The sequence below is a fragment of the Blastococcus sp. SYSU D01042 genome (genome assembly GCF_054050515.1).
The window spans coordinates 422534-444092 of the sequence record NZ_JBJGZM010000002.1 but is presented as its reverse complement, the minus strand read 5'-3'; the positions used below and the strand labels follow the sequence as shown (position 1 = coordinate 444092).

General features: G+C 74.0%; 24 protein-coding genes. 4 read left to right on the top strand and 20 right to left on the bottom strand.

The window, feature by feature from the left end; genetic code table 11:
• Window positions 1-9 precede the first annotated feature (9 nt).
• Window positions 10-1842, bottom strand: coding sequence for an ABC transporter ATP-binding protein (locus tag ACI79H_RS06360; protein ID WP_456553534.1), 1833 nt, complete (start codon window positions 1840-1842; stop codon window positions 10-12).
• The gene (locus ACI79H_RS06355; RefSeq protein WP_456553533.1) at window positions 1839-3593 is read right to left on the bottom strand and encodes an ABC transporter ATP-binding protein; all 1755 of its coding nucleotides are present in this window, start codon (window positions 3591-3593) and stop codon (window positions 1839-1841) included. Before ACI79H_RS06355 ends, ACI79H_RS06360 begins: the two co-directional genes overlap by 4 nt.
• A gap of 139 nt (window positions 3594-3732) precedes the next feature.
• Here ACI79H_RS06355 and ACI79H_RS06350 point away from each other — a divergent pair, with 139 nt between their 5' ends.
• Window positions 3733-4350 carry a TIGR03085 family metal-binding protein gene (locus ACI79H_RS06350; RefSeq protein ID WP_456553532.1) on the top strand — a complete coding sequence of 206 codons (618 nt, stop codon included), beginning with the start codon at window positions 3733-3735 and terminating at the stop codon, window positions 4348-4350.
• Between the two features lie 7 nt (window positions 4351-4357).
• Here ACI79H_RS06350 and ACI79H_RS06345 read toward each other — a convergent pair whose 3' ends face one another.
• The 5 genes from ACI79H_RS06345 to priA form a co-directional block, all read right to left on the bottom strand.
• On the bottom strand, window positions 4358-4807 hold the full coding sequence (locus ACI79H_RS06345; protein ID WP_456553531.1) for an SRPBCC family protein: 450 nt from the start codon (window positions 4805-4807) through the stop codon (window positions 4358-4360).
• A gap of 78 nt (window positions 4808-4885) precedes the next feature.
• Window positions 4886-5239 carry a VOC family protein gene (locus ACI79H_RS06340; RefSeq protein ID WP_456553530.1) on the bottom strand — a complete coding sequence of 118 codons (354 nt, stop codon included), beginning with the start codon at window positions 5237-5239 and terminating at the stop codon, window positions 4886-4888.
• 64 nt (window positions 5240-5303) lie between these two features.
• Window positions 5304-6074 (bottom strand): imidazole glycerol phosphate synthase subunit HisF, encoded by a 771-nt coding sequence (gene hisF, locus ACI79H_RS06335; RefSeq protein WP_456553529.1) that lies wholly within the window; start codon window positions 6072-6074, stop codon window positions 5304-5306.
• Window positions 6071-6463 carry a RidA family protein gene (locus ACI79H_RS06330; RefSeq protein ID WP_456553528.1) on the bottom strand — a complete coding sequence of 131 codons (393 nt, stop codon included), beginning with the start codon at window positions 6461-6463 and terminating at the stop codon, window positions 6071-6073. Before ACI79H_RS06330 ends, hisF begins: the two co-directional genes overlap by 4 nt.
• Window positions 6460-7191, bottom strand: coding sequence for a bifunctional 1-(5-phosphoribosyl)-5-((5-phosphoribosylamino)methylideneamino)imidazole-4-carboxamide isomerase/phosphoribosylanthranilate isomerase PriA (gene priA, locus ACI79H_RS06325; protein WP_456553527.1), 732 nt, complete (start codon window positions 7189-7191; stop codon window positions 6460-6462). The genes ACI79H_RS06330 and priA overlap by 4 nt, the downstream gene beginning before the upstream one ends.
• 50 nt (window positions 7192-7241) lie before the next feature.
• Here priA and ACI79H_RS06320 point away from each other — a divergent pair, with 50 nt between their 5' ends.
• Together ACI79H_RS06320 and ACI79H_RS06315 are read left to right on the top strand one after the other, a co-directional pair.
• Window positions 7242-7856: a nitroreductase family protein gene (locus ACI79H_RS06320; protein ID WP_456553526.1), complete on the top strand. Its 615-nt coding sequence runs from the start codon at window positions 7242-7244 to the stop codon at window positions 7854-7856.
• 9 nt (window positions 7857-7865) lie between these two features.
• Window positions 7866-8570 (top strand): class I SAM-dependent methyltransferase, encoded by a 705-nt coding sequence (locus ACI79H_RS06315; RefSeq protein ID WP_456553525.1) that lies wholly within the window; start codon window positions 7866-7868, stop codon window positions 8568-8570.
• On the opposite strand, the gene hisH is transcribed toward ACI79H_RS06315, so the two are convergent.
• The 7 genes from hisH to hisD all read right to left on the bottom strand — a co-directional run bounded on the left by hisH (window position 8571) and on the right by hisD (window position 13490).
• Window positions 8571-9209 carry an imidazole glycerol phosphate synthase subunit HisH gene (gene hisH, locus ACI79H_RS06310; protein WP_456553524.1) on the bottom strand — a complete coding sequence of 213 codons (639 nt, stop codon included), beginning with the start codon at window positions 9207-9209 and terminating at the stop codon, window positions 8571-8573.
• A 72-nt stretch (window positions 9210-9281) separates the two neighbouring features.
• A complete protein-coding gene (locus ACI79H_RS06305; RefSeq protein ID WP_456553523.1) occupies window positions 9282-9674 on the bottom strand; it encodes a nuclear transport factor 2 family protein in 393 nt (130 codons plus the stop codon).
• Between the two features lie 14 nt (window positions 9675-9688).
• Window positions 9689-10279 (bottom strand): nucleotidyltransferase family protein, encoded by a 591-nt coding sequence (locus ACI79H_RS06300; protein ID WP_456553522.1) that lies wholly within the window; start codon window positions 10277-10279, stop codon window positions 9689-9691.
• 7 nt (window positions 10280-10286) lie between these two features.
• Entirely contained in the window at window positions 10287-10463 is a 177-nt protein-coding gene (locus ACI79H_RS06295; protein WP_456553521.1) for a hypothetical protein, read from the bottom strand.
• Between the two features lie 3 nt (window positions 10464-10466).
• Window positions 10467-11075: an imidazoleglycerol-phosphate dehydratase HisB gene (hisB, locus tag ACI79H_RS06290; RefSeq protein ID WP_456553520.1), complete on the bottom strand. Its 609-nt coding sequence runs from the start codon at window positions 11073-11075 to the stop codon at window positions 10467-10469.
• 4 nt (window positions 11076-11079) lie between these two features.
• Entirely contained in the window at window positions 11080-12183 is a 1104-nt protein-coding gene (locus tag ACI79H_RS06285; RefSeq protein ID WP_456553519.1) for a histidinol-phosphate transaminase, read from the bottom strand.
• A 5-nt stretch (window positions 12184-12188) separates the two neighbouring features.
• The gene (gene hisD / locus ACI79H_RS06280) at window positions 12189-13490 is read right to left on the bottom strand and encodes a histidinol dehydrogenase (protein ID WP_456553518.1); all 1302 of its coding nucleotides are present in this window, start codon (window positions 13488-13490) and stop codon (window positions 12189-12191) included.
• A gap of 100 nt (window positions 13491-13590) precedes the next feature.
• Between hisD and ACI79H_RS06275 the strand changes: the two genes are divergently transcribed.
• Window positions 13591-14424, top strand: coding sequence for an LON peptidase substrate-binding domain-containing protein (locus ACI79H_RS06275; protein ID WP_456553517.1), 834 nt, complete (start codon window positions 13591-13593; stop codon window positions 14422-14424).
• Here the strand turns inward: ACI79H_RS06275 and ACI79H_RS06270 are convergent.
• The 6 genes from ACI79H_RS06270 to lspA form a co-directional block, all read right to left on the bottom strand.
• Window positions 14417-15034 carry a DUF2567 domain-containing protein gene (locus tag ACI79H_RS06270; protein ID WP_456553516.1) on the bottom strand — a complete coding sequence of 206 codons (618 nt, stop codon included), beginning with the start codon at window positions 15032-15034 and terminating at the stop codon, window positions 14417-14419. The two genes, ACI79H_RS06275 and ACI79H_RS06270, sit on opposite strands and share 8 nt — an antisense overlap.
• Window positions 15031-18591 (bottom strand): DNA polymerase III subunit alpha, encoded by a 3561-nt coding sequence (dnaE, locus tag ACI79H_RS06265; RefSeq protein WP_456553515.1) that lies wholly within the window; start codon window positions 18589-18591, stop codon window positions 15031-15033. The genes ACI79H_RS06270 and dnaE overlap by 4 nt, the downstream gene beginning before the upstream one ends.
• 172 nt (window positions 18592-18763) lie before the next feature.
• Window positions 18764-19219 carry a GNAT family N-acetyltransferase gene (locus tag ACI79H_RS06260; protein WP_456553514.1) on the bottom strand — a complete coding sequence of 152 codons (456 nt, stop codon included), beginning with the start codon at window positions 19217-19219 and terminating at the stop codon, window positions 18764-18766.
• Window positions 19216-20001: a CPBP family intramembrane glutamic endopeptidase gene (locus tag ACI79H_RS06255; RefSeq protein WP_456553513.1), complete on the bottom strand. Its 786-nt coding sequence runs from the start codon at window positions 19999-20001 to the stop codon at window positions 19216-19218. Before ACI79H_RS06255 ends, ACI79H_RS06260 begins: the two co-directional genes overlap by 4 nt.
• Before the next feature lie 18 nt (window positions 20002-20019).
• Window positions 20020-20973 (bottom strand): RluA family pseudouridine synthase, encoded by a 954-nt coding sequence (locus ACI79H_RS06250; RefSeq protein ID WP_456553512.1) that lies wholly within the window; start codon window positions 20971-20973, stop codon window positions 20020-20022.
• Window positions 20970-21557 carry a signal peptidase II gene (lspA, locus tag ACI79H_RS06245; RefSeq protein ID WP_456553511.1) on the bottom strand — a complete coding sequence of 196 codons (588 nt, stop codon included), beginning with the start codon at window positions 21555-21557 and terminating at the stop codon, window positions 20970-20972. The genes ACI79H_RS06250 and lspA overlap by 4 nt, the downstream gene beginning before the upstream one ends.
• Between the last annotated feature and the right edge of the window lie 2 nt (window positions 21558-21559).

Sequence of the window (21559 nt, the reverse complement as noted above, 5' to 3'; positions counted from 1 at the left end):
GCTAGCGGGTCAGGCCACGGGTTCCGGCTCGCCGGCCGACGAGCGGCGCCACGAGGCGTGCAGCCGCGCGTAGGTGCCCTCGACCCCGACCAGCTCGGCGTGGCTGCCGCGCTGGACCACGTGCCCGCTGTCGACCACGAGCACCTCGTCGGCCCGCTCGGCGGTGGAGAGCCGGTGCGCGATGGTCAGCGTCGTCCGCCCGGCGGTCAGGGTGTCCAGCGCCCGGGTGAGGCGCTGCTCCGTGGCGGGGTCGACGGCACTGGTCGCCTCGTCGAGCACGAGCAGGTCGGGGTCGGCGACGTAGGCGCGGGCGACGGCGACGAGCTGCCGCTCGCCGGCCGAGAGCGACTCGCCGCGCTGACCGACCGGGCTGGCCACGCCGTCGGGCAGGCCGGTGACCCAGTCGGTGAGCCCCAGGTCGTCGAAGGCCCGGGCGACGTCGGCGTCGCTGATGCCCGGCCGGCCGTAGCGGACGTTGTCGGCGACGGTCGCGTCGAAGAGGAAGCCGTCCTGGGGCACCATCACGACCCGCGCGCGCAGCGACCCGAAGGCGACGTCGGGCAACGGCACCCAACCGGCGTCGTCGGACCCCAGGAGCACCCGTCCGTCGACCGGGTCCATCAGCCGGGTGACCAGCTTGGCGAAGGTGGTCTTGCCCGACCCGGTCTCGCCGACGATCGCCACCCGTCGGCGCGGCGCGATGGTCAGGTCGACGTCGTCGAGCGCCTTCCGCGCGCCGGGCGCGTACCGGAAGGTCACGTGGTCGAACCGGACGCCCAGCACGCCGTCGGGCAGGTGCACGGTGCTCTCCGGCGCGGCCGTCGCCGGGTCCCGCACGTCGGGCTCGGTGTCGAGGATGTCGAGGACCCGCCGGAACCCGGCCAGCGCGTTCTGCGCCTCGTTGATGACCTCGCTGGCGGTCTGGACCGGCGCGACGAAGAGGGTGACCAGGAACAGGAAGGCCACCAGCGTCCCCGCCGAGATGTCACCGGCGAGACCCAGGTAGACACCTGCGACGACCAGCGCGGCATTGGCCAGCGCGGCGGCGAACTCGCCGCTGACGAACACCCCGACGGCCACCCGCTGCGCATCGACCGCCGCCCGGTAGTGCCGGTCGATCGCCGCGTCGATGCGCTCGGCGGTGCGCTCCCGCACCCCGTAGGCGCGCACGGTCGACGCGCCGACGACGGACTCCGAGACGGCGGCCAGCAGGTCCCCGATCCGCTCGCGGACCACGCCGTAGACCACGGCCAGCTTGCGGGCGAACCAGCGGACGGCGATGCCCAGCGGCACGAAGCAGGCCAGGACGACCAGCGTCAGCTGCCACGAGTAGACGAACATCACCACCGTGGCCACGAGCAGCTGGCCGAAGCTGATGAGACCGAGCACCCCGCCCCACTGCATGAACTGCGACAGCTGGTCGACGTCGCTGGTCACCCGCGACACCAGCGCGCCGCGCTTGTCGCCCTGCTGGTGCACCGCGGACAGGTCGTGCACGTGGCGGAAGGCCCGCACCCGCAGGCCGGCCAGCGCGGTCTCGGTGGTGCGGAACAGCCGCAGGTTCATCCGGTAGACCGCCACGGCGGTCAGCACCACGACCACCGCGCAACCGAGCACGACCCAGGTGACGAAGTCCAGATCGGGCCCACCCGCCGCGCCGATGCCGCGGTCGAGGACCTGCTGGACGGCGATGGGGACGACGACCCGCCCCGCGGTGGCCAGCACGGCGAGCAGGACGGTCAGCGGGAGCCCGCGCCGGAACTCGGGCATCATCCGCAGACCGCGGCGCAGCGTCCGGATGCCTCCCTCGTGCCGGTCCTCGTCGGGCAGCGTGACGGTCATGCCGGCACCCCGTCGGCCTGGGAGTAGGCGCGCACCAGGTCGGCGTACCCGGGCACCTCGCCGAGCAGGTACGCGTGGCTGCCGCGCGCGACCGCCCGTCCGTGCTCGAACCAGACGACCTCGTCGGCGAGCGCGATGGTGGCCTGCCGGTACGCGACGACCACCACGGTCGCCGGGGCGTCGCTGGCCCGCAGCGCGTCGAGGATGCGCGCCTCGACGGCGGGGTCGACGGCGCTGGTGGCGTCGTCGAGCACGAGCAGCCGCGGCCGGCGGACGATGGCCCGGGCCAGCGCCAGGCGCTGCCGCTGACCGCCGGACAGGGAGGCGCCCCGTTCACCGACGTGCGTGTCGAGGCCGTCGGGCAGGGCGGTCACGAAGTCGTCGGCGGCGGCCACCCGCAGCGCCGCCCACACCTCCTCGTCCGTGTACGCGCCGCCGAGGGTGATGTTGCCGCGCACCGTGTCGTCGAAGAGGAAGGCGTGCTGGGCGACGAAGGCGGCGTGGTCGCTGACCTGCCCTTCCCGCAGGCGGCGGATGTCGAGCCCGTCCAGGAGGACCGTCCCGTCGACGGGGTCGACCAGCCGGACCAGCAGCCCGGCCAGGGTGGACTTCCCGGAGCCGGTCGGCCCGACGACTGCGACGGTGCCGCCGGCGGGGACGTCGAAGGTGACGTCGCGGACGGCCGGGCGCTCGACGCCGGCGAAGGTGTAGCCGATCCCCTGCAGTCCCAGTGCCGCCCCGCCGTCCGCCGTGGCGGCGTCCTCCGGCCCGTACGGCGTCTCGCCGGTCGCCTCCAGGACCGGGGTGATCCGGTCGTAGCCGGCGAGCGCCCGCGGCAGCTCGGCGAGCACCCAGCCGATCGCCCGGATGGGCAGTGCCAGGAGCGTGAACAGGTAGGCGATGGACACCAGCTCACCGACGTCGATCGCGCCGTCGGCCACCCGGTGGGCACCCACCAGCAGGACGGCGAGCGTGCCGATGTTGGGCAGCGACTCGATGAGCGGGTCGAACAACCCGCGGACCCGGCCGACCGCGATGAGCCCGTCGCGCAGCTCACCGGCGCGGGCGGTGAACCGCTCGGTCTCCGACTCCTCGCGGCCCAGGGTCTTGACCACGAGTGCGGCGTCGAAGCTCTCGTGCGCGATCTCGCTGACCTCGGCGCGCAGCTGCTGCGCGCGCTGCTGGCGCGGGCTCATCACCTGCGAGTACAGGGCGTTGATGACGAACACGAGCGGGAAGACCACGAACCCGATGAGGGCCAGCAGCGGGTCGGTGGCGACCATCGCGCCGCCGGTGATGAAGATGATGACGACCGCACCGAGGCCGAACGCCAGCGGCGCGACGAAGAACCAGGTCGCCTCCACGTCGGAGTTGGCGTTGGACAGCAGCTGGCCGGTGGGATGCTGCTGGTGCCAGGACAGCGGGAGCCGCAGGTACTGCCCGGTCACCTCGCGGCGCGTCTGCGCCTGCAGGCGGTACTGCATGATCCCGGAGAGCAGGCGGCGCCCGACGATGCCGACGATCCGCAGCAGGGCCACGCCGATGATCGCGGCGACGGCGAGGGCCAGGGCTCCGGTCGAGGCGCGGCCCTCGTCGAAGGACGGCAGGACGACGCGCTCGGTGATCTCGCCGATGACGTAGGCGCTGGCCACCGTCATGACGGCGAACAGGCTGCTCCCCAGCAGGGCGGCGGCGAAGATCCTCGGCTGGAGCGCGATCGCTCGGCCGAGGTGTCGGATCCCTCGCCGCACGACGGCTTCTCGACGGCGGCGCGGCACGGTGCTCCTCGGGGTGGTTCGGTTCCGGCTCTGCGGATGTTACGTGGATCTCACCCGGTAACCGAACGGTATTCGGATTATTCCACCGGGTGCGTGTCGGTAGCGTCGGGCGATGACCGCTGCCCCCGACCCCGCCGGCGCGCTGGCCGCGCAGGAGCGCCGTGCGCTCGCCGACCTGCTCCTCGAGCTCGGCCCGGACGCCCCGACCTGCTGCGCGGGCTGGACCACCGCGCACCTCGCCGCGCACCTCGTCGTCCGCCACCGGCGGCCCGACGCCATGCCGGGGTACGCGCTGGAGATGGTCCCGGGGCTGGGCCGCCTGGGTGGCTGGGCGCACCGCGTCGAGGACGCGGCCCGGACGCGCACGCCGTACGCCGAGCTGGTGGCGCGGGTGCGCAGCGGCCCGCCGGCGTGGTCGCCGCTGGCCTGGCCCGGGCTCGCCCGCTTCGACGACCCCGAGTACGCCATCCACCACGAGGACGTCCGTCGGGCCCGGCCGGGCTGGGCGCCGCGGGAGCTGCCGACCCCCGTGCAGGACCGGCTGTGGCTGCCCGCGACCCTGTACGCGCGGCGCGGCGCCGGGCGGCGCGGCGTGCTGCTGCGGCGCACGGACCGGCCCGGTGCGGAGGCGCGCATCGGGCTTGCGGAGCGCACGGTCGAGGGCGAGCCGCTCGAGCTGCTGCTGTGGGCCTCGGGCCGGCGGGACGTGGCGCGGGTGACCACCTCCTGACCGGCCGTCAGCTCGTGCGGGTGGCCACCTGGTCCAGCGCGGCTCGCCACGTGCGCGGGAACGCGACCGGGCCGAGGATCCGCTGCGCCAGCAGGATGGCGGCGCCCCGCAGCCCGCGCGGGTGGTGGTGGTCGATGACGACGTCCACCCGGCTGCCACCGCCCGCGGCCGGGACCACGTCGATCTCGCCGCTGCCGCCGTCGCAGTGGTCGCTGTCCACCAGCGCCCACCGGATGGTGCCGGGCACGTCCCACTCGTAGCGCAGCAGCACCCAGATCCGGACGCCCGCGCTGCCCTCGCGGACGAGGGCCCAGCCCTCCCCCGACTCGAGCAGTTGGTACTTGGCAGGGTCGAGGGTGCGCCGCCACACCTCGAGCCGGCGGTCCGTGAAGTCGGTGAACGCCGCGAACACCTGCTCGGGCGACGCCTTCGTCGTCAGGCTGAAGCGGAATCGCATGGCCGCCTCCGGGGGCAACGGATCCGACCGCCTCATCGTCCTCCGCCCGGCCCGGGGAGGCGAGGGGCCGCGGCGCGGTCAGTCCGGGTGGCCCACCACGTTGACGACGACGCCGTGCGGGTCGCGGACGAAGAACCGGTGCACGCCCCACGGCTCGCGGGTGAGCGGGTGCACGATCTCGTAGCCGCGGCGCTGCGCCTCGGCGTAGGCCGCCTCGACGTCGGCCACCGCGACGCTCATCGACGACGGCTCGGGCGCGGTCGGGTCCTCGGCGACGAGGGTGACCTGGATGCTCGGGTTCGACGGCGACCGGAAGCTGGCCACCCACCCCATGTCGAACTGCTTCTCCAGGCCGAGGAAGCCCTCGTAGAAGTCGTGGCCGGACGTGGAGTCGTCGACGGTCAGGTTGGGGACGATGCGGTGCAGGTGCATGGCAGCAGCTCCTGGGCGCGGTCGGGCCGCCCACCCTGCCCCGGCGGCGCGCGGCCGTCGAGCCTCAGCGGACCGGCACGCCCACGCGGGACAGCTCGGCCTTGACGTCGCCGACCCGCAGCTTGCCGAAGTGGAAGACGCTCGCGGCCAGCACCGCGTCGGCCCCGGCCTCGACCGCCGGCGGGAAGTCCTCGACCCGGCCCGCTCCCCCGCTGGCGATGACCGGCACGGTCACCTCGCGGCGCACCGCGCGGATGAGCTCGGTGTCGAAGCCGGCCTGGGTGCCGTCGGCGTCCATCGAGTTGAGCAGCACCTCGCCGACACCCAGGGCCGCGGCCTGCACCACCCACTCGACGGCGTCGCGGCCCGTGCCGCGGCGCCCGCCGTGGGTGGTGATCTCGAACCCGGAGTCGGTGGCCGCGCCCTCGCGCACCCGGCGCGCGTCGACCGAGAGCACCAGCACCTGGCTGCCGAACCGCTGGGCGATCTCGGCGATCAGCTCGGGCCGGGCGACGGCGGCGGTGTTCACGCCCACCTTGTCCGCGCCGGCCCGCAGGAGCCGGTCGACGTCGTCCACGGTGCGCACCCCGCCGCCGACGGTGAGCGGGATGAAGACGCTCTCGGCGGTCCGCCGGACGACGTCGTAGGTCGTCTCGCGGTCGCCGGAGCTGGCGCTGATGTCGAGGAAGGTCAGCTCGTCGGCCCCCTCGGCGTCGTAGACCCGGGCCATCTCGACCGGGTCGCCGGCGTCCCGGAGGTCGACGAAGTTGACGCCCTTGACCACCCGCCCCTGGTCGACGTCCAGGCACGGGATGACCCGCACGGACAAGCTCATGCCCCGGCCCCCCGCACGGCGTCGGCCTCGATCTCGACCAGGTGCTCCGGGTCGATCAGCGCGGCGACCTGCACCATCGTGGTGGCCGGCCGGACGTCGCCGAAGACCTCGCCGTGCACCCGCCCCACCTCCTCCCACCGGGAGATGTCGGTGACGAACATCCGCGTGCGGACGACGTCCCCCAGCGTGAAGCCGGCCCGCTCCAAGGACTCCGCGATGGTGGCCAGGCACTGGCGGGTCTGCGCGGCGGCGTCCCCGGGGTGCGCCACCGCGCCGTCCACGGTGGAGGTCGTGCCGCTCACCCAGGCGGTGTCGCCGCGGACGACGACCCGGCTGTAGCCGACGACCGCCTCCCAGGGGCTGCCCGAGCCCAGCCGGACCACGCTCATCCGAGCTCCTCGGTGATCCGGAGGGCCTCCGGGAGCGTGAAGGCACCGGCGTAGAGCGCCTTGCCCACGATGGCGCCCTCGACGCCGACGGCGGTCAGCCCGGCCAGCGCGCGGATGTCCTCGAGCGAGCTGACGCCGCCCGACGCGACGACGGGGCGGGTGGTGGCGGCGCAGACCTCGCGCAGCAGCTCCAGGTTCGGCCCCTTCAGCGTGCCGTCCTTGGTGATGTCGGTGACGACGTAGCGCGCGCAGCCCTCGGCGTCGAGGCGGGCCAGCGTCTCGTACAGCTCGCCGCCCTCCTTGGTCCAGCCGCGGGCGGCCAGCCGGGTGCCGCGCACGTCGAGGCCGACGGCGATGCGGTCGCCGTGCTCGGCGATGGCGCGGGCGCACCACTCCGGGGACTCCAGCGCCGCGGTGCCCAGGTTGACCCGCCGGCAGCCGGTGGCCAGCGCCGCGGCCAGCGACTCGTCGTCGCGGATGCCGCCGGAGAGCTCCACGTCGACGTCCAGCTCGCCGACGACGCGGGCCAGCAGCTCGCGGTTGGAGCCACGGCCGAAGGCGGCATCGAGGTCGACCAGGTGGACCCACTCGGCGCCGTCCCGCTGCCACTGCATCGCGGCCTCCAGCGGGTCGCCGTAGGAGGTCTCGCTCCCGGCCTCCCCCTGCACGAGGCGGACGGCCTGGCCGTCGGCGACGTCGACGGCGGGGAGCAGCTGCAGCTTCGGCACGACGACCAGCCTAGGAGCGTGCCGCCCGCGCCCTGCGGCAGGCTGTCGGCGTGGAGTTCGCAGAGGTGGTCCGCCGCCGCCGGATGGTGCGCGACTACGACCCCGACCGGCCGGTGCCGCCCGAGATCCGGGAGCGGCTGCTCGAGCACGCGATCCGGGCGCCGTCGGCCGGCTTCAGCCAGGGCTGGGCGTTCCTGGTGCTGGAGAGCGCCGAGGAGCGGGGCCGCTTCTGGGCGGCGACCACCGACGCCGGCGCGCCCGACGGCTGGCTCACCCGCATGCGGCGCGCGCCGCTCCTGGTCGTGCCGCTGTCCAACAAGCAGGCCTACCTCGACCGGTACGCCGAGCCCGACAAGGGCTGGACCGACCGGGACGAGGCGCGCTGGCCGGTCCCCTACTGGGACGTCGACGCGGGCATGGCGTCGCTGCTGGTGCTGCTCACCGCCGTCGACGAGGGGCTCGGGGCCTGCTTCTTCGGCGTCCCGGCGGACAAGGTGGCCGGCCTGCGGGCAGCCTTCGGCGTGCCCGAGGAGTACCGGCCGGTCGGGTGCCTGTCGATCGGCTACGCCGGGGACGGCGACCGGCGCTCGCCGTCCCTGCGCCGCGGGCGGCGCGGCCTGGACGAGGTGGTCCACCGCGGGCGCTGGGGAGCTCCACCCCGCTAGGTTCGCCCGATGCCCGACGAGCTGTGGCGCCCCTACGACCGGATGGCCGACGAGTTCCTGACCCACGCCGAGGACGGCGCCTACAACGCCCACTACGACCGGCCGGCGGTGCTCGAGCTGCTCGGGGACGTCGCCGGCCGGCGGGTGCTGGACGCCGGGTGCGGTCCAGGGCTGTACGCGGAGGAGCTGCTGGCCCGCGGCGCGGAGGTCGTCGGCTTCGACGCGAGCACCGCGATGGTGGAGCTGGCCCGGGCGCGGGTCGGCGACCGCGCGGAGATCGACGTCGCGCGCCTGGAGGAGCCGCTCCCCCACCCCGACGGCGCGTTCGACCTGGTGGTGTGCGCGCTGGCGATCCACTACGTCGCGGACCGGCGGGCGACGTTCGCCGAGTTCCGCCGGGTGCTGCGGCCGGGCGGCGCCGTCGTCCTCTCCACCCAGCACCCGACCACCGACTGGCTGCGCAAGGGCGGTTCCTACTTCGACCGTGTGCTGGAGACCGACGCCTGGTCGATGCTCTCCGGGCGGCACGAGGTGCAGTTCTGGCGCGAGCCGCTGTCCGACCTGTGCGACGCGGCGGCGGACGCGGGGTTCGTCATCCAGCGGCTGGTCGAGCCCCGTGCGCCGGAGGTGCTGCGGGAGCGCTGGCCGGCCGAGTACGACAAGCTCGCGCAGCGGCCGGGCTTCCTGGCGCTCCGGCTGCTCGCGCTGCCCTGATCAGTCCAGCGTGCCCAGCCAGTTGGTGAGCAGCTGCGCGCCGGCGTCGCCGCTCTTCTCGGGGTGGAACTGGGTCGCGGACAGCGCTGCGTTCTCGACGCCGGCGACGAAGCGGTCGCCGTGCTCGGCCCAGGTGACCTTGGGCTTGGGCAGCGGGGAGGGCAGGTCGTCCTGGCCGAGGGTGAAGTCGCGGACGCCGTAGGAGTGCACGAAGTAGAAGCGCTCGTCCTCGATGCCGTCGAACAGGACGCTGCCGGTGGGGACGTCCACCTGGTTCCAGCCCATGTGCGGGAGGACCGGCGCCTGCAGCGCCTCCACCACGCCGGGCCACTCGCCGCAGCCCTCGGCGTCGTGGCCGTGCTCGACGCCGCGGTCGAAGAGGATCTGCATGCCGACGCAGATGCCCAGCACCGGACGGCCGCCCGCGAGGCGGCGGCCGATGATCCGTGGGCCGTCGACGGCCTTGAGGCCCTCCATGCAGGCGGCGAACGCACCGACGCCGGGGACGACGAGGCCGTCGGCCTCCAGCGCCGTCTGCGCGTCGGACGTCACCGTCACGTCGGCACCGACCCGCGCGAGCGCGCGCTCGGCCGAGCGCAGGTTTCCCGACCCGTAGTCGAGGACCGCCACCTTCTTCACCCCTGCCACGCTACCGACCAGCGCGGCAGGGCCCGCCGTGATTCCCGTGACGGCGGTGCGCCGGGCCACCCCTCAGCTCGCGGCGACCTCGGTGCCCTGGTGGTAGACGGCGCGCCAGCCGCCGGCGGCGCGCTCCCAGACGGTCGCGCGGCGGGTGACCCGCTCGCCCTGCCGCAGCCGGTAGGTCAGCAGGTACGTACCGCTGCCCAGCGGGCGGCAGGCGAAGTCCCCGGCCTCCCAGTCGCCGGTCTCCCACTCGTCGGGCCCCTCCGCGGCGTAGCGCTCCGCCAGCACCGACCAGACGAATTCGCGGTCGTAGCGGGCGCCCGAGGCGCCGACCTCCCAGAAGTCCGGCGCGGTCATCGCCTCGAAGTCGGCGCGGCCGGTCCCGTGCTCGGTCCGGTGGAACAGCGGCTCCCGGGCCACGAGCTCCTCGAGGACGCCGTCGGTCTCGGCTGCGGGCACGCCCGGACGGTAGCTCAGCGAGCGGGCTCGGCGTCCCAGGGCAGGACCACGAGCTCGGGCCACTCCCCGTGCCAGCGCGCGGCCTTGGCCTCGTAGACCTCGCGCGGCGCCAGCCGCCGGTTGGGGCGCACCACGAGCCCGAACAGGTCGTCGAAGCCGTGCGGGGCGTAGACCTCCGGCCGGCCGTCGACGGACGTGGTCACGCCGAAGCAGCAGCACACCGCCGCGAAGTGGTCGATGGCGTCGGCGCAGTCGCGGAACGGCGGCGCGGGGACGCCGAAGTGCTCGGCGTACCAGAGGTGCACCCGGGCCTCGTTGCGGATCTCGACCGGCACCGGGAGGTCGGCGAACAGCTCCGCCCCCGCCCGGATGACGGCGTCCTCCGCCTCCCACGAGGTGTCCTCGTCGAAGTAGAACAGGTCCGCGTCCCGGATCCCGGTGCCGGCCGGGCGCCCGGTCAGGTCGTTCCACACCGTCTGGAACAGCACCCCGGCGGTCAGCCACCAGTCCCCGACGCCGAGCCGGGGCGCCCGGTCCAGCACCGCCCGCACCGTCGGGTCGGCCAGCACGGTGCGCAGGAAGCGCTGCTCGTCCGCCCCGCTCATCGGCGGGTCAGACCAGCCGGAGGACGCCCGAGGCCGACGCCAGCAGTGCGGCCAGCAGCAGGACGACGGCGAACACGACCTGCGGGGCGCCCCGCCGTGGGTCGTCCTCGTCGACGCTCCAGACGCTCCACGCCCCGCCGAGGAGGAACCCTCCGACGAGCAGGAGGACCAGGCCGGTGTTCACCGGTTACAGGGCGCCCTTGGTGGAGGGGACGTCGGTGATGCGGGGGTCGAGGGCGACCGCCTGGCGCAGCGCACGGGCGAGCGCCTTGAACTGCCCCTCGACGATGTGGTGGGCATCGCGGCCGGCGTGGAGCACGCGCACGTGCAGGCTGATCCGCGCGTTGAACGCGAACGACTCGAGCACGTGCTTGGTGAGCGACGTCGGGTAGTCCGGCCCGATCATCGGCGTCATGCCGTCGGGCTCGGCGTGCACGAAGTACGGGCGGCCGGAGAGGTCGACGGCGGCCTGGGCGAGCACCTCGTCCATGGGGATGGTCGCGTCGCCGTACCGCGTGATGCCGCGCTTGTCGCCCAGCGCCTGCGCGAACGCCTGACCCAGCGCGATGGCGACGTCCTCGACGGTGTGGTGGGCGTCGATGTGCAGGTCGCCGTCGGCCTGCACGGTCAGGTCGATGCCGCTGTGCTTCGACAGCGCGGTGAGCATGTGGTCGTAGAAGCCGACGCCCGTGCTGATCGAGCTGGTGCCGGTGCCGTCGAGGTCGAGCTCCACGACCAGCTTGGTCTCGCTGGTCGCGCGCTCCACCCGGGCGGTGCGGCGTGCAGGTGCGGTCATGGGCTCAGTCTCCCAGAGCGGTGGGCTGTACTCGCACGACCTCACCCAGCGCGGTGAGGAACGCATCGGTCTCCTCCGCGGTGCCGGCCGTCACCCGCAGCCACCCGGGCAGGCCCACGTCGCGCACGAGCACGCCGCGGTCGAGCAGCGCCTGCCACGCGGCCGGCGCGTCGGCGAACCGCCCGAACAGCACGAAGTTGGCGTCGCTGGGCACGCTGGTCAGCCCCAGCGCGGGCAGCTCGGTGACGATCCGGTCGCGCTGGGCGCGGACGGCGTCCACCGTGGCGAGCAGCGCGTCGGTGTGCGCGAGAGCGGCCCGGGCGGCGGCCTGGGTCAGCGAGCTCAGGTGGTAGGGCAGCCGGACCAGCTGGAGCGCGTCGACGACGGCGGGATCGGCAGCGAGGTAGCCCAGCCGCAGCCCCGCCATGCCGAACGCCTTGCTCATCGTCCGGCTGAGGACCAGCCGCGGCCGGCCCTCGAGCAGGGTCAGCGCCGACGGGGTGCCGGTACGGGCGAACTCGGCGTAGGCCTCGTCGACGACGACCACGCCGGACGTCGCCTCGTACAGCTCCTCGATGGTCGCCAGCGGCACCGCGGTGCCGGTGGGGTTGTTCGGGCTGGTCACGAAGACGACGTCCGGGGACACCTCGCGCAGCTGGGCGACGGCGGCGGCCGGGTCGATCGTGAAGTCCGCCCGGCGGTGCCCGTCGACCCACGCGGTACCGGTGCCGGCGCTGATGATCGGGTGCATCGAGTAGGACGGCGTGAAGCCCAGCGCCGTGCGGCCCGCGCCGCCGAAGGCCTGCAGGATCTGCTGCAGCACCTCGTTGGAGCCGTTGGCCGCCCACACCTGGGCGGGTTGCACCGGCGTCCCGGCCGACCGGGTGAGGTAGCCGGCCAGGTCGGCGCGCAGCTCGCGGGCGTCGCGGTCGGGGTACCGGTTGAGCTCCAGCGCCGCGTGCCCGAGCGCCGCCCCCAGGTCGGCGAGCAGCTCGTCGGGCAACGGGTGCGGGTTCTCGTTGGTGTTCAACCGGTGCCGGGCGGGCACCTGCGGGGCGCCGTAGGGCGTGCGACCGCGCAGCTCCGGCCGCAGCGGGAGCTCGTCCATCGACGTCACCGCTGGCGGATCCGCACCGCGGCGGCGTGCGCGGGCAGGTCCTCGGCACCGGCGAGCGCGTCGATGTGCCCGGCGACGCCTGCGAGGGCCTGCTCGTCGTACTCGACCAGGTGGATGCCGCGCAGGAACGACTGCACGCTCAGCCCGCTGGAGAACCGGGCGCACCCGCCGGTGGGCAGCACGTGGTTGGACCCGGCCGCGTAGTCGCCGAGCGACACCGGCGACCAGGCGCCCACGAAGATCGCGCCGGCGTTGCGCACGCGCAGCGCGACGGCGCGGGCGTCGCGGGTCTGGATCTCGAGGTGCTCGGCGGCGTAGGCGTCCACGACGCGCACCCCGGCGTCGAGGTCGTCGACCAGGACGATCCCCGACTGGCTGCCGTCCAGGGCGGTGCCGATCCGGTCGGAGTGCTTGGTCGCGGCCACCTGCCCGGGCACCAGCGACAGGACGGCGTCGGCGAGCGCCTCGCTGTCGGTGACGAGCACCGCGCCGGCCAGCGGGTCGTGCTCGGCCTGGCTGATCAGGTCGGCGGCGACGTGCGCGGGGTCGGCGATGTCGTCGGCGAGGATCGCGACCTCGGTGGGGCCGGCCTCGGAGTCGATGCCGATGATCCCGCGCAGCAGCCGCTTGGCCGCGGTGACGTAGACGTTGCCCGGGCCGGTGACCATGTCGACCGGCTCGCAGGAGCCGGCGCCGTAGCCGAACACCGCCACGGCCTGCGCGCCGCCGACCGCGTACACCTCGGTGATGCCGAGCAGCGCGCACGCGGCCAGCACGCCGGGGTCGGGCAGGCCACCGTGGTCGCGCTGCGGCGGGGAGGCGACGGCGATCGACTCCACGCCGGCGATCTGCGCCGGGACCACGTTCATGACCACGCTGGACAGCAGCGGGGCCAGCCCGCCCGGCACGTAGAGGCCGACCCGGCGCACCGGCACCCAGCGCTCGGTGACCGTGCCGCCGGGCACCACCTCGGTGGTGACGTCGCTGCGCCGCTGGTCGGCGTGCACCTTCTGCACGCGGGCGATCGCCTCCTCCAGCGCCGCGCGCAGGGTGGGGTCGCACTCGGCCAGCGCCCGGTCCAGCGCCTCCCGGGGGACGGCGAAGTCCTCGTTGTCCACACCGTCGAGCCTCGCGGTGATCTCGCGGACGGCCTGGGCGCCGCGGATGCGCACGTCCTCGCACAGCGGGCGGACCGTGGCGAGCACGGAGTCGATGTCGGTGGCGGCGCGCGGCAGCAGGCCGGCGAGCTCCCGGGTTCCCGGCAGCGCGGATCCGCGCAGGTCGATGCGGGCGAGCACGGGATTGCCTCCGGGGCGGTGCGGCGTGGCGCGGGACGAGCTCCCAGCGTAGCCAGCGGCCGTACCGCTCCCGGGCGCGCCCGGCCACTAGGCTGCCGGGATGGGCGAGCTGATCCCGCTGTTCCCGCTCCAGACTCCCCTGTTCCCCGGCATGGTCCTGCCGCTGCACGTCTTCGAGCCCCGCTACCGGCGGCTGGTGCTCGACCTGCTGGCGCACCCCGAGGACGGCGACCGCCGCTTCTTCGGCGTCGTCGCCATCCGGCAGGGATGGGAGGTGGAGCGCATCGCGCCGGCCGAGGCGCTCTACGACGTGGGCTGCGTGGCCCGGCTGCAGATGGTGCGCCCGCAGTCCGACGGCGGCTTCCGCATCGTCACCGTGGGCGGGGACCGCTTCCGGCTGCTGGACGTCGTCGTGGGCGAGGACCCGCCCTACCTGCAGGGGCGGGTCGAGTGGCTGGCCGAGGAGGAGGCGGCCGAGGAGGCCGCGGGGGACGCCGAGGGCCTGGTGCTCCCGGGCAGCGCGGCGGCGGACGGGGCGCGGACCGGGCCCTCGCCGTGCGACGAGAACCTCGACGAGGTGGTCGCCTCCGTCGCCCGGGGTTCGCTGGCGCTGCTGGCCGCCGGCGTGCAGGAGCTGTTCACCGACTACGTCGACGAGGTGGCCGACCTCGGCGCCGGGAGCGACGGCGAGGACGCCGAGCGGGCGGCGCTGCTGGCCGCGGTCGCCGACGACCCGGGTGCGCTCTCCTGGCTGGTGGCCTCCGCCGCGCTGCTGACCACCGAGGACCGGCAGGCGCTGCTCGCCGAGTCGACCACCCGGCGCCGGCTGGCCGCCGAGACGCGGCTGCTGCGCCGCGAGCTCACGCTGCTGCGCGAGCTGGGGGCCGTGCCCGCGCCGCTGCAGCGGTTCGCGACCCCCATGACGGTCAACTGATCGGGGACCCCGTCGCCGGGTCGGCTTCCGGGTCGGCCGGTGCGCGGCCGACGCCGTCCTCCGCGTTGACGACCACGCCCAGGACGTAGACGAGCAGCGCCACGAACGGCGCGACGGCCAGGGCGGCCGTCGCCCCGAGGTCGAGGCCGGTGGTCACCACGCCCCCGACGTCGGACAGCTCCGCCTGGGTGGGCCCCTCGCCGAGCATCTCCCCGACCAGCCAGGCGACGGCACCGGCGGCGGTCGTGCCCACCGCGAGCGCCGCGAGCAGGGTGACCCCGCGGTGCGGGCGCAGCAGCCACGCGGCGATGCCCGCGAGCAGCCCGATCACCGCCATCACCAGCACGAACACCGCGTCGTCTGCGACCAGCAGCTCGGTCGACGGCGAGCCGACCACCACCGGCCCGTCCTCGGTGATCCGGAACTCCGCCCGCGGCGCCAGGGCCCACCACACCAGGCCCGCGGGGACGCCGACCCCGGCGAGCGCGAGCACCAGCAGGCCCGCCGGCCGCAGGTCGGCCTGCAGCTCCTGCCGCCCCAGCCAGCGGTCCGGGGCGGGCTGCTGGACCCCGGAGGACGGGTGGGCGGGCGCGGGAGGCGGCTCGCTCACAGCAGCGCGACGCTCGTGGGACCCAGGAGCGCCTTGATGTCACCCATCAGCGCCGTGCTGGGCCGCACGCGCAGCCCCTGGTCGAGCCGCAGCACCGTCTCCCGGCTGCCGTTGACCAGCTTGAGCTGCACCTCGGTGGTGCCCGGGTGGCTGCCCAGGACCTCGCGCAGCCGCTCGACCACCGGCGGGGTGCAGCGCGCGGCTGCCATCGACACCAGCACCGGGCCGCGGGCGCCCTCGGTCAGCTCGGGCAGGGTCACCTCGGAGCCGAAGAGCGAGGGCTGGTCGTCGCGCCGGCTGATCCGGCCCTTGACCACGACGATCTGGTCGCGGACGACCTTCTCCGAGACCTCCGCCCAGGTCTTCGGGAAGAACAGCACCTCGATGCCGGACTCGAGGTCCTCCACCGTGGCGATCGCCCACGGCGCGCCCTGCTTGTTGGTGCGCGGCGACACCGAGGTGAGGATGCCGGCAATGGTGACGTTCGCGCCGTCCTCGACCCCGCCGGCGTTGATCTCGGCGATCGGGGTGTCCGCGTTCTGGGCGAGCACGTGCTCGACGCCGTGCAGCGGGTGGTCGGAGACGTACAGGCCGAGCATGTCGCGCTCGAAGACCAGCCGCTCGCTCTTGGACCAGTCGGCCGTCGGGATCACGATGTCCAGCGCGTTGCCGAAGGGGTCGTCGGCGGCGTCCCCGTCGCCGAAGCTGCCGAACAGGTCGAACTGCCCCTCGGCCTCCTTGCGCTTGAGACCCATCGCGGAGTCGACGGCCTGGGCGTGGATGGCCACGATGCCCTGGCGGGAGTGGCCGAGGGAGTCGAAGCCGCCGGCCTTCGCGAGGGACTCGATGACCTTCTTGTTGCAGGCCACGGTGTCGATCTTCTTCATGAAGTCGGCGAAGTCCTTGAAGGCGCCCTTCTCCTCGCGCGCCTTGACGATCGACTCCACGACGTTGTGCCCGACGTTGCGCACCGAGGCCAGGCCGAAGCGGATGTCGGCGCCGACGGCGGTGAAGTCCCAGGAGGACTCGTTGACGTCCGGCGGCAGCACCTTGATGCCCATCCGCCGGCACTCGGCCAGGTAGATCGGGCGGCGGTCCTTGTCGTCGCCGACGCTGGTGAGCAGCCCGGCCATATACTCCGCCGGGTAGTTGGCCTTGAGGAACGCCGTCCAGTACGAGATCAGGCCGTAGGCCGCGGAGTGCGCCTTGTTGAACGCGTAGTCGGCGAACGGGACGAGGATGTCCCAGAGCGTCTTGATGGCCGCGGCGGAGAAGCCGTTGGCCTTCATGCCGGCCTCGAAGCCGACGAACTCCGCGTCCAGCACGGACTTCTTCTTCTTGCCCATGGCCCGCCGCAGCAGGTCGGCCTTGCCGAGGGAGTACCCGGCGACCTTCTGCGCGATCGCCATGACCTGCTCCTGGTAGACGATCAGGCCGTAGGTCTGGCCCAGGATCTCCTCCAGCGGCTCGGCCAGCTCGGGGTGGATGGGCGTGATCTCCTGCTGGCCGTTCTTGCGCAGCGCGTAGTTCGTGTGCGAGTTCGCACCCATCGGGCCCGGCCGGTACAGCGCGCCGACGGCCGAGATGTCCTCGAAGTTGTCCGGCCGCATGAGCCGCAGCAGCGAGCGCATCGGCCCGCCGTCAAACTGGAACACCCCGAGGGTCTCGCCGCGGCCGAGCAGCTCGTAGGTCGCCTTGTCGGTGAGGTCCTTGCTGATCTCGTCGAGGTCGACCGGCGCCTTGCCGTTGATCACGATGTTGCGCAGCGCGTCGTCGATGACCGTCAGGTTGCGCAGGCCCAGGAAGTCCATCTTGAGCAGCCCGAGCGTCTCGCAGGTCGGGTAGTCGAACTGCGTGATGACGGCGCCGTCGGCCTCGCGCCGCATGATCGGGATGCTGTCGATCAGCGGGTAGCGGCCGATGATGACGCCGGCGGCGTGCACGCCCCACTGCCGCTTCAGGCCCTCGAGCTTGCGGGCCTGGTCGACCACCTCGGCCGCGCCCGGGTCGGACTCGTAGCGGGCGCGGAACTCCGCGGCCTCCTTGTAGCGCGGGTGGGCCGGGTCGAACACGCCGGTCAGCGGTATGCCCTTGCCCATGACGTCCGGCGGCATGAGCTTGGTCAGCTCGTCGCCGACCGAGTACGGCCGGTCGAGCACCCGTGCGGCGTCCTTGATCGCGGCCTTCGCCTTGATCGTCCCGTACGTGACGATCTGGCTGACCCGCTCCTCGCCGTACTTCTCGGAGACGTACCGGATGACCTCGCCGCGGCGGCGGTCGTCGAAGTCGATGTCGACGTCGGGCATGGAGACGCGCTCGGGGTTGAGGAACCGCTCGAAGATCAGCCCGTGCTGCAGCGGGTCGAGGTCGGTGATGCCCATCGCGTAGGCGGCCAGCGAGCCGGCGGCCGACCCGCGGCCGGGGCCGACGCGGATGCCGTTGTCCTTGGCCCAGTTGATGAAGTCGGCGACCACGAGGAAGTACCCCGGGAAGCCCATCTGCGTGATGATCCCGGTCTCGTAGTCGGCCTGCTTGCGCACGTGCGCGGGGATGCCGCCCGGGTAGCGCTTGTGCAGCCCGCGCTCGACCTCCTTCACGAACCAGGAGGTCTCGTCCTCACCGGGCGGAAGGGGGAACCGCGGCATCAGGTCGGCGCCCTCGGTGAAGGTCACCTCGCACTGCTCGGCCACCAGCAGCGTGTTGTCGCAGGCCACCTGCAGGTCACCGGGGAACAGCGCCCGCATCTCCGCGGCGCTCTTGAGGTAGTAACCGTCGCCGTTGAACTTGAAGCGGTTGGGCTCGTTGAGACGCGACCCGGTCTGGATGCACAGCAGGGCGTCGTGGGCGTCGGCGTCCTCCTTGTGCGTGTAGTGCAGGTCGTTGGTCGCCAGCAGCGGGATGCCGAGGTCCTTCGCGATGGCCAGCAGGGCCGGCCGCGTCTTCTGCTCGATGGACAGCCCGTGGTCCATCAGCTCGGCGTAGAAGTTCTCGCGCCCGAAGATGTCCTGGAAGTCGGCCGCGGCCTGGCGCGCCTTGTCCTCCTTGCCGGCGCGCAGCCACATGTTCACCTCGCCCGAGGGGCAGCCGGTGGTGGCGATGAGGCCCGTGCCGTAGCGCTCCAGCAGGTCGCGGTCGAAGCGCGGCTTGCGGTACTGGCCCTCGAGGCTGGCCAGCGAGGAGATGCGGAACAGGTTGTGCATGCCCTCGGTGGTGCGGGCCAGCAGCGTCATGTGCGTGTACGCGGCCTTGCCGCGGTTGGACCCGCCGTCACCCTCCTCGTCGATCAGCTTGTCGCCGAAGTCGAAGGGGGCGCGGTCGAACCGCGAGCCGGGCGTGTAGTAGCCCTCCATGCCGATGATCGGCTTCACGCCCGCGCCGGTCGCCTGCTTGTAGAAGTCGTAGGCGCCGAACACGTTGCCGTGGTCGGTCATCGCCAGCGCCGGCATGCCCTGCTCGGCGGCGGCCTTCGTCACCTCGGGCAGCTTCGCCGCGCCGTCGAGCATCGAGTACTCGGTGTGCACGTGCAGGTGCGCGAACGAATCGGACGAGCTGCTCACGGTCGGTCGGTGCTCCTCAGTGGTCGTGCGTGCCCGCCGGCAGGGTTCTCCGGCAGGCGACCGGCGGGGAAGACTCGGTCCGGCGAGTCCGATCCTCGCACTGCAAGCTGTCTACGCCGAGGGTCTGACAGGACGTGTCTGCTCACAGGCGGACCGATCGGTCACATCCGTCTCAGGGCAGCTCGCGGCGCATGGTGACGTGCACGATGCCGGCCTCCAGGTACTCCTCGCCGACGGCCGCGTAGCCCGCCCGCTCGTAGAACCGGCGGGCGGTGACCTGGGCGTGCAGCTCGACCGCCGTCATGCCGCGCTGCGCGGCCTGCCGGTGCAGCTCGGCCAGGACGGCGGCGCCGTGCCCGCCCCCGCGCACGGCCGCGTCGGCCGCCATCCGGCCGATCGTCGCGGTGCGCGAGCCCTCCGCGGGCAGCAGCAGCCGGCCGGTCGCGACGACCCGTCCGGCCAGCGGCCCGGTGAGGCCCCTGCTCAGCACGTGGACGGCGGTGGCGTCGGCGGCGTCGTGCTCCAGCTCGGCCGGCACGCCCTGCTCCTGCACGAAGACGCGGGTGCGCAGATCGAGGACCTCGGGCCAGTCGTCGGGGGTGGCGGCGCGGGCGGTGGGACCGCTCACCACGCGGGTCGACCGGTGGGCAGCACTCGGGTGGGCACGAGGAGGAATCGTAGGTCGACCGCCGCGTGCAGCAGCACGGGGAGCAGCAGCGACCCGGTGCCCACGTAGAGGGCGGCCATCACGCCGCCGAGCACGCCGGTGAGCACGACGCCGGCCCGGCCCTGGTAGGCGTGCGCCAGCCCGAAGGCGACCGCGGCGACGGCGACGAGCACCCAGGAGGGCAGATCGCCGGCGACGGCGGCGACGACGGCGAGGAAGAAGCCGCGGTAGAGCCACTCCTCGCAGATGCCGGCGGTCAGGCCGACCACGGTGAACAGCCGGCGCTCCCCCGGGGTGCGGGGCAGGAGGGCCAGCGTCGACTGCCCGGGCGGCTCCGCGTGCCGCCCCTCACCCGGCCGGTGGACCGGGCGGGCGGCCTCCACGAGCGCCCCGCCGCGCAGCGCCCGCGTGGAGGCGACGACGAAGACCAGCACCAGGGCGACGAGCAGCAGGGTCAGCGGGCCCGGCCACGACCGGGGCCACACCAGGCCGACCGCGGCGGCGTCCACCCCGGGCGCCGACAGCCAGACGACCAGCGCCAGCAGCGCCAGGCCCCACTCGAGCACGAGCAGCCGGCCGTAGAACGAGCGGCGCGCCCCGGGGTCGGTGCGCAGCCGGCCCTCGAAGCGGCGGTGCAGCACGTGCCCCGCGACCGGCTCGCCGGCGACCAGGTAGACCGCCACGACCACCGCGGCGAAGGCCGCCGGGCCGAAGTCCGCGAGCGACTCCGGCAGCCCGTTCACGGCAGGTCCACGGGCCGGTCAGGCCTCGGCGCGCAGGACGGCCAGCGCGCCGGCGAGGTCGGGCGGGTACTCGCTGGTGAACTCCACCCACGTTCCGTCGGCCGGGTGCGGGAACCCCAGCCGGACCGCGTGCAGCCACTGCCGGGACACCCCGAGGCGGGCGGCCAGCGTCGGGTCCGCGCCGTAGGTGGCGTCCCCGACGCACGGGTGGCGCAGCGCGGAGAAGTGCACCCGGATCTGGTGGGTGCGGCCGGTCTCCAGCCGGATGTCGACCAGGCTCGCGGCCGGGAAGGCCTCCACGACCTCGTAGTGGGTCACCGAGGGGCGCCCACCCTGGACCACGGCGAACCGCCAGTCGTGCTTCGGGTGCCGGTCGATCGGCGCGTCGATCGTGCCGCGCGAGGGATCGGGGTGTCCCTGCACGAGGGCGTGGTAGCCCTTCTCGACGGTGCGCTCCTTGAACGCCGCCTTCAGCGCGGTGTAGGCCCGCTCGCTCTTGGCCACGACCATCACGCCGGTGGTGGCGGCGTCCAGCCGGTGGACGACGCCCTGGCGCTCGGCGGCACCGGAGGTGGAGATCCGGAAGCCCGCGGCCGCCAGCCCGCCGATGACGGTCGGGCCGTCCCACCCGGGGCTCGGGTGCGCCGCGACGCCCACGGGCTTGTCCACGACCACCAGGTCGTCGTCGTCGTGCAGGATCGTCATGCCCTCGACCGGGCGCGGCGCCACCGGCTCCCCCGGGGGCGGCGGCAGCTCGACCTCCAGCCAGCTGCCCCCGCTCAGCCGGTCGCCCTTGCCCCGCGCCCGACCGTCGACCAGCACGTTCCCGGCGTCGGCGACCTCGGCCGCGGCGGTCCGGGAGAGCCCGAACAGCCGGGACAGCGCCTGGTCGACCCGCTGCCCCTCCAGCCCGTCGGGCACGGGCAGGGCGCGGTGGACCCCGGACGCGGGCAGGCCGGGAGAGCTGGTCACTCCCCCATTGTGACGGGACGCTCGCCGCTGCCGGCGGAGCGTGCCGGCTCCGCTCCCTCGCGGGTGCCGTCGAAGTCGATGCCGCGCAGCGCGAGCAGCGCGCCGAGGATGCCGCCGCAGACGATCGCCGAGTCGGCGACGTTGAAGATCGGCCACACCTCGCCGTCGGGGCCGAACACCGACAGGAAGTCGACGACGCCGCCGCGCAGGAAGCCGGGGTCGCGGAACACCCGGTCGACCAGGTTGCCCACCGCTCCGCCGAGGACCAGCCCGAGGGTGATCGCCCAGCCGGTGGAGAACAGCCGCCGCGCCGTCCGGACGATGACGACCACGACCGCCGCGGCGACCAGGCTGAACACCACGGTGAAGCCCTCGGCGAAGGAGAACGCCGCGCCGGTGTTCCGGTAGTGGGTGAGGTACAGCGCGCCACCGAGGGTGCGGATGTCCTCACCGCGGTCGATCGTGGCGACCACGACGAGCTTGGTGACCAGGTCGAGCAGCAGCACGCCCGCGGCCAGGCCCAGCAGCAGCCGCATGCGCGGCCGTGGTGCGCGGGTGCCCGCGGGGTCGGGCTGCTCGGTCACGA

Bases quoted from the DNA above. Each gene is read 5' to 3' on its own strand.
- ACI79H_RS06340 (WP_456553530.1), bottom strand. From the start codon at position 5,239: ATGCACCTGCACCGCATCGTCCCCAACCTGACCGTCGACGACTCCACG.
- ACI79H_RS06360 (WP_456553534.1), bottom strand. From the start codon at position 1,842: ATGACCGTCACGCTGCCCGACGAGGACCGGCACGAGGGAGGCATCCGG.
- ACI79H_RS06315 (WP_456553525.1), top strand. From the start codon at position 7,866: ATGCCCGACGAGCTGTGGCGCCCCTACGACCGGATGGCCGACGAGTTC.
- ACI79H_RS06275 (WP_456553517.1), top strand. From the start codon at position 13,591: ATGGGCGAGCTGATCCCGCTGTTCCCGCTCCAGACTCCCCTGTTCCCC.
- hisB (WP_456553520.1), bottom strand. From the start codon at position 11,075: ATGACCGCACCTGCACGCCGCACCGCCCGGGTGGAGCGCGCGACCAGC.
- hisF (WP_456553529.1), bottom strand. From the start codon at position 6,074: ATGAGCTTGTCCGTGCGGGTCATCCCGTGCCTGGACGTCGACCAGGGG.
- ACI79H_RS06345 (WP_456553531.1), bottom strand. From the start codon at position 4,807: ATGCGATTCCGCTTCAGCCTGACGACGAAGGCGTCGCCCGAGCAGGTG.
- ACI79H_RS06350 (WP_456553532.1), top strand. From the start codon at position 3,733: ATGACCGCTGCCCCCGACCCCGCCGGCGCGCTGGCCGCGCAGGAGCGC.
- ACI79H_RS06285 (WP_456553519.1), bottom strand. From the start codon at position 12,183: ATGGACGAGCTCCCGCTGCGGCCGGAGCTGCGCGGTCGCACGCCCTAC.
- ACI79H_RS06330 (WP_456553528.1), bottom strand. From the start codon at position 6,463: ATGAGCGTGGTCCGGCTGGGCTCGGGCAGCCCCTGGGAGGCGGTCGTC.
- ACI79H_RS06300 (WP_456553522.1), bottom strand. From the start codon at position 10,279: ATGAGCGGGGCGGACGAGCAGCGCTTCCTGCGCACCGTGCTGGCCGAC.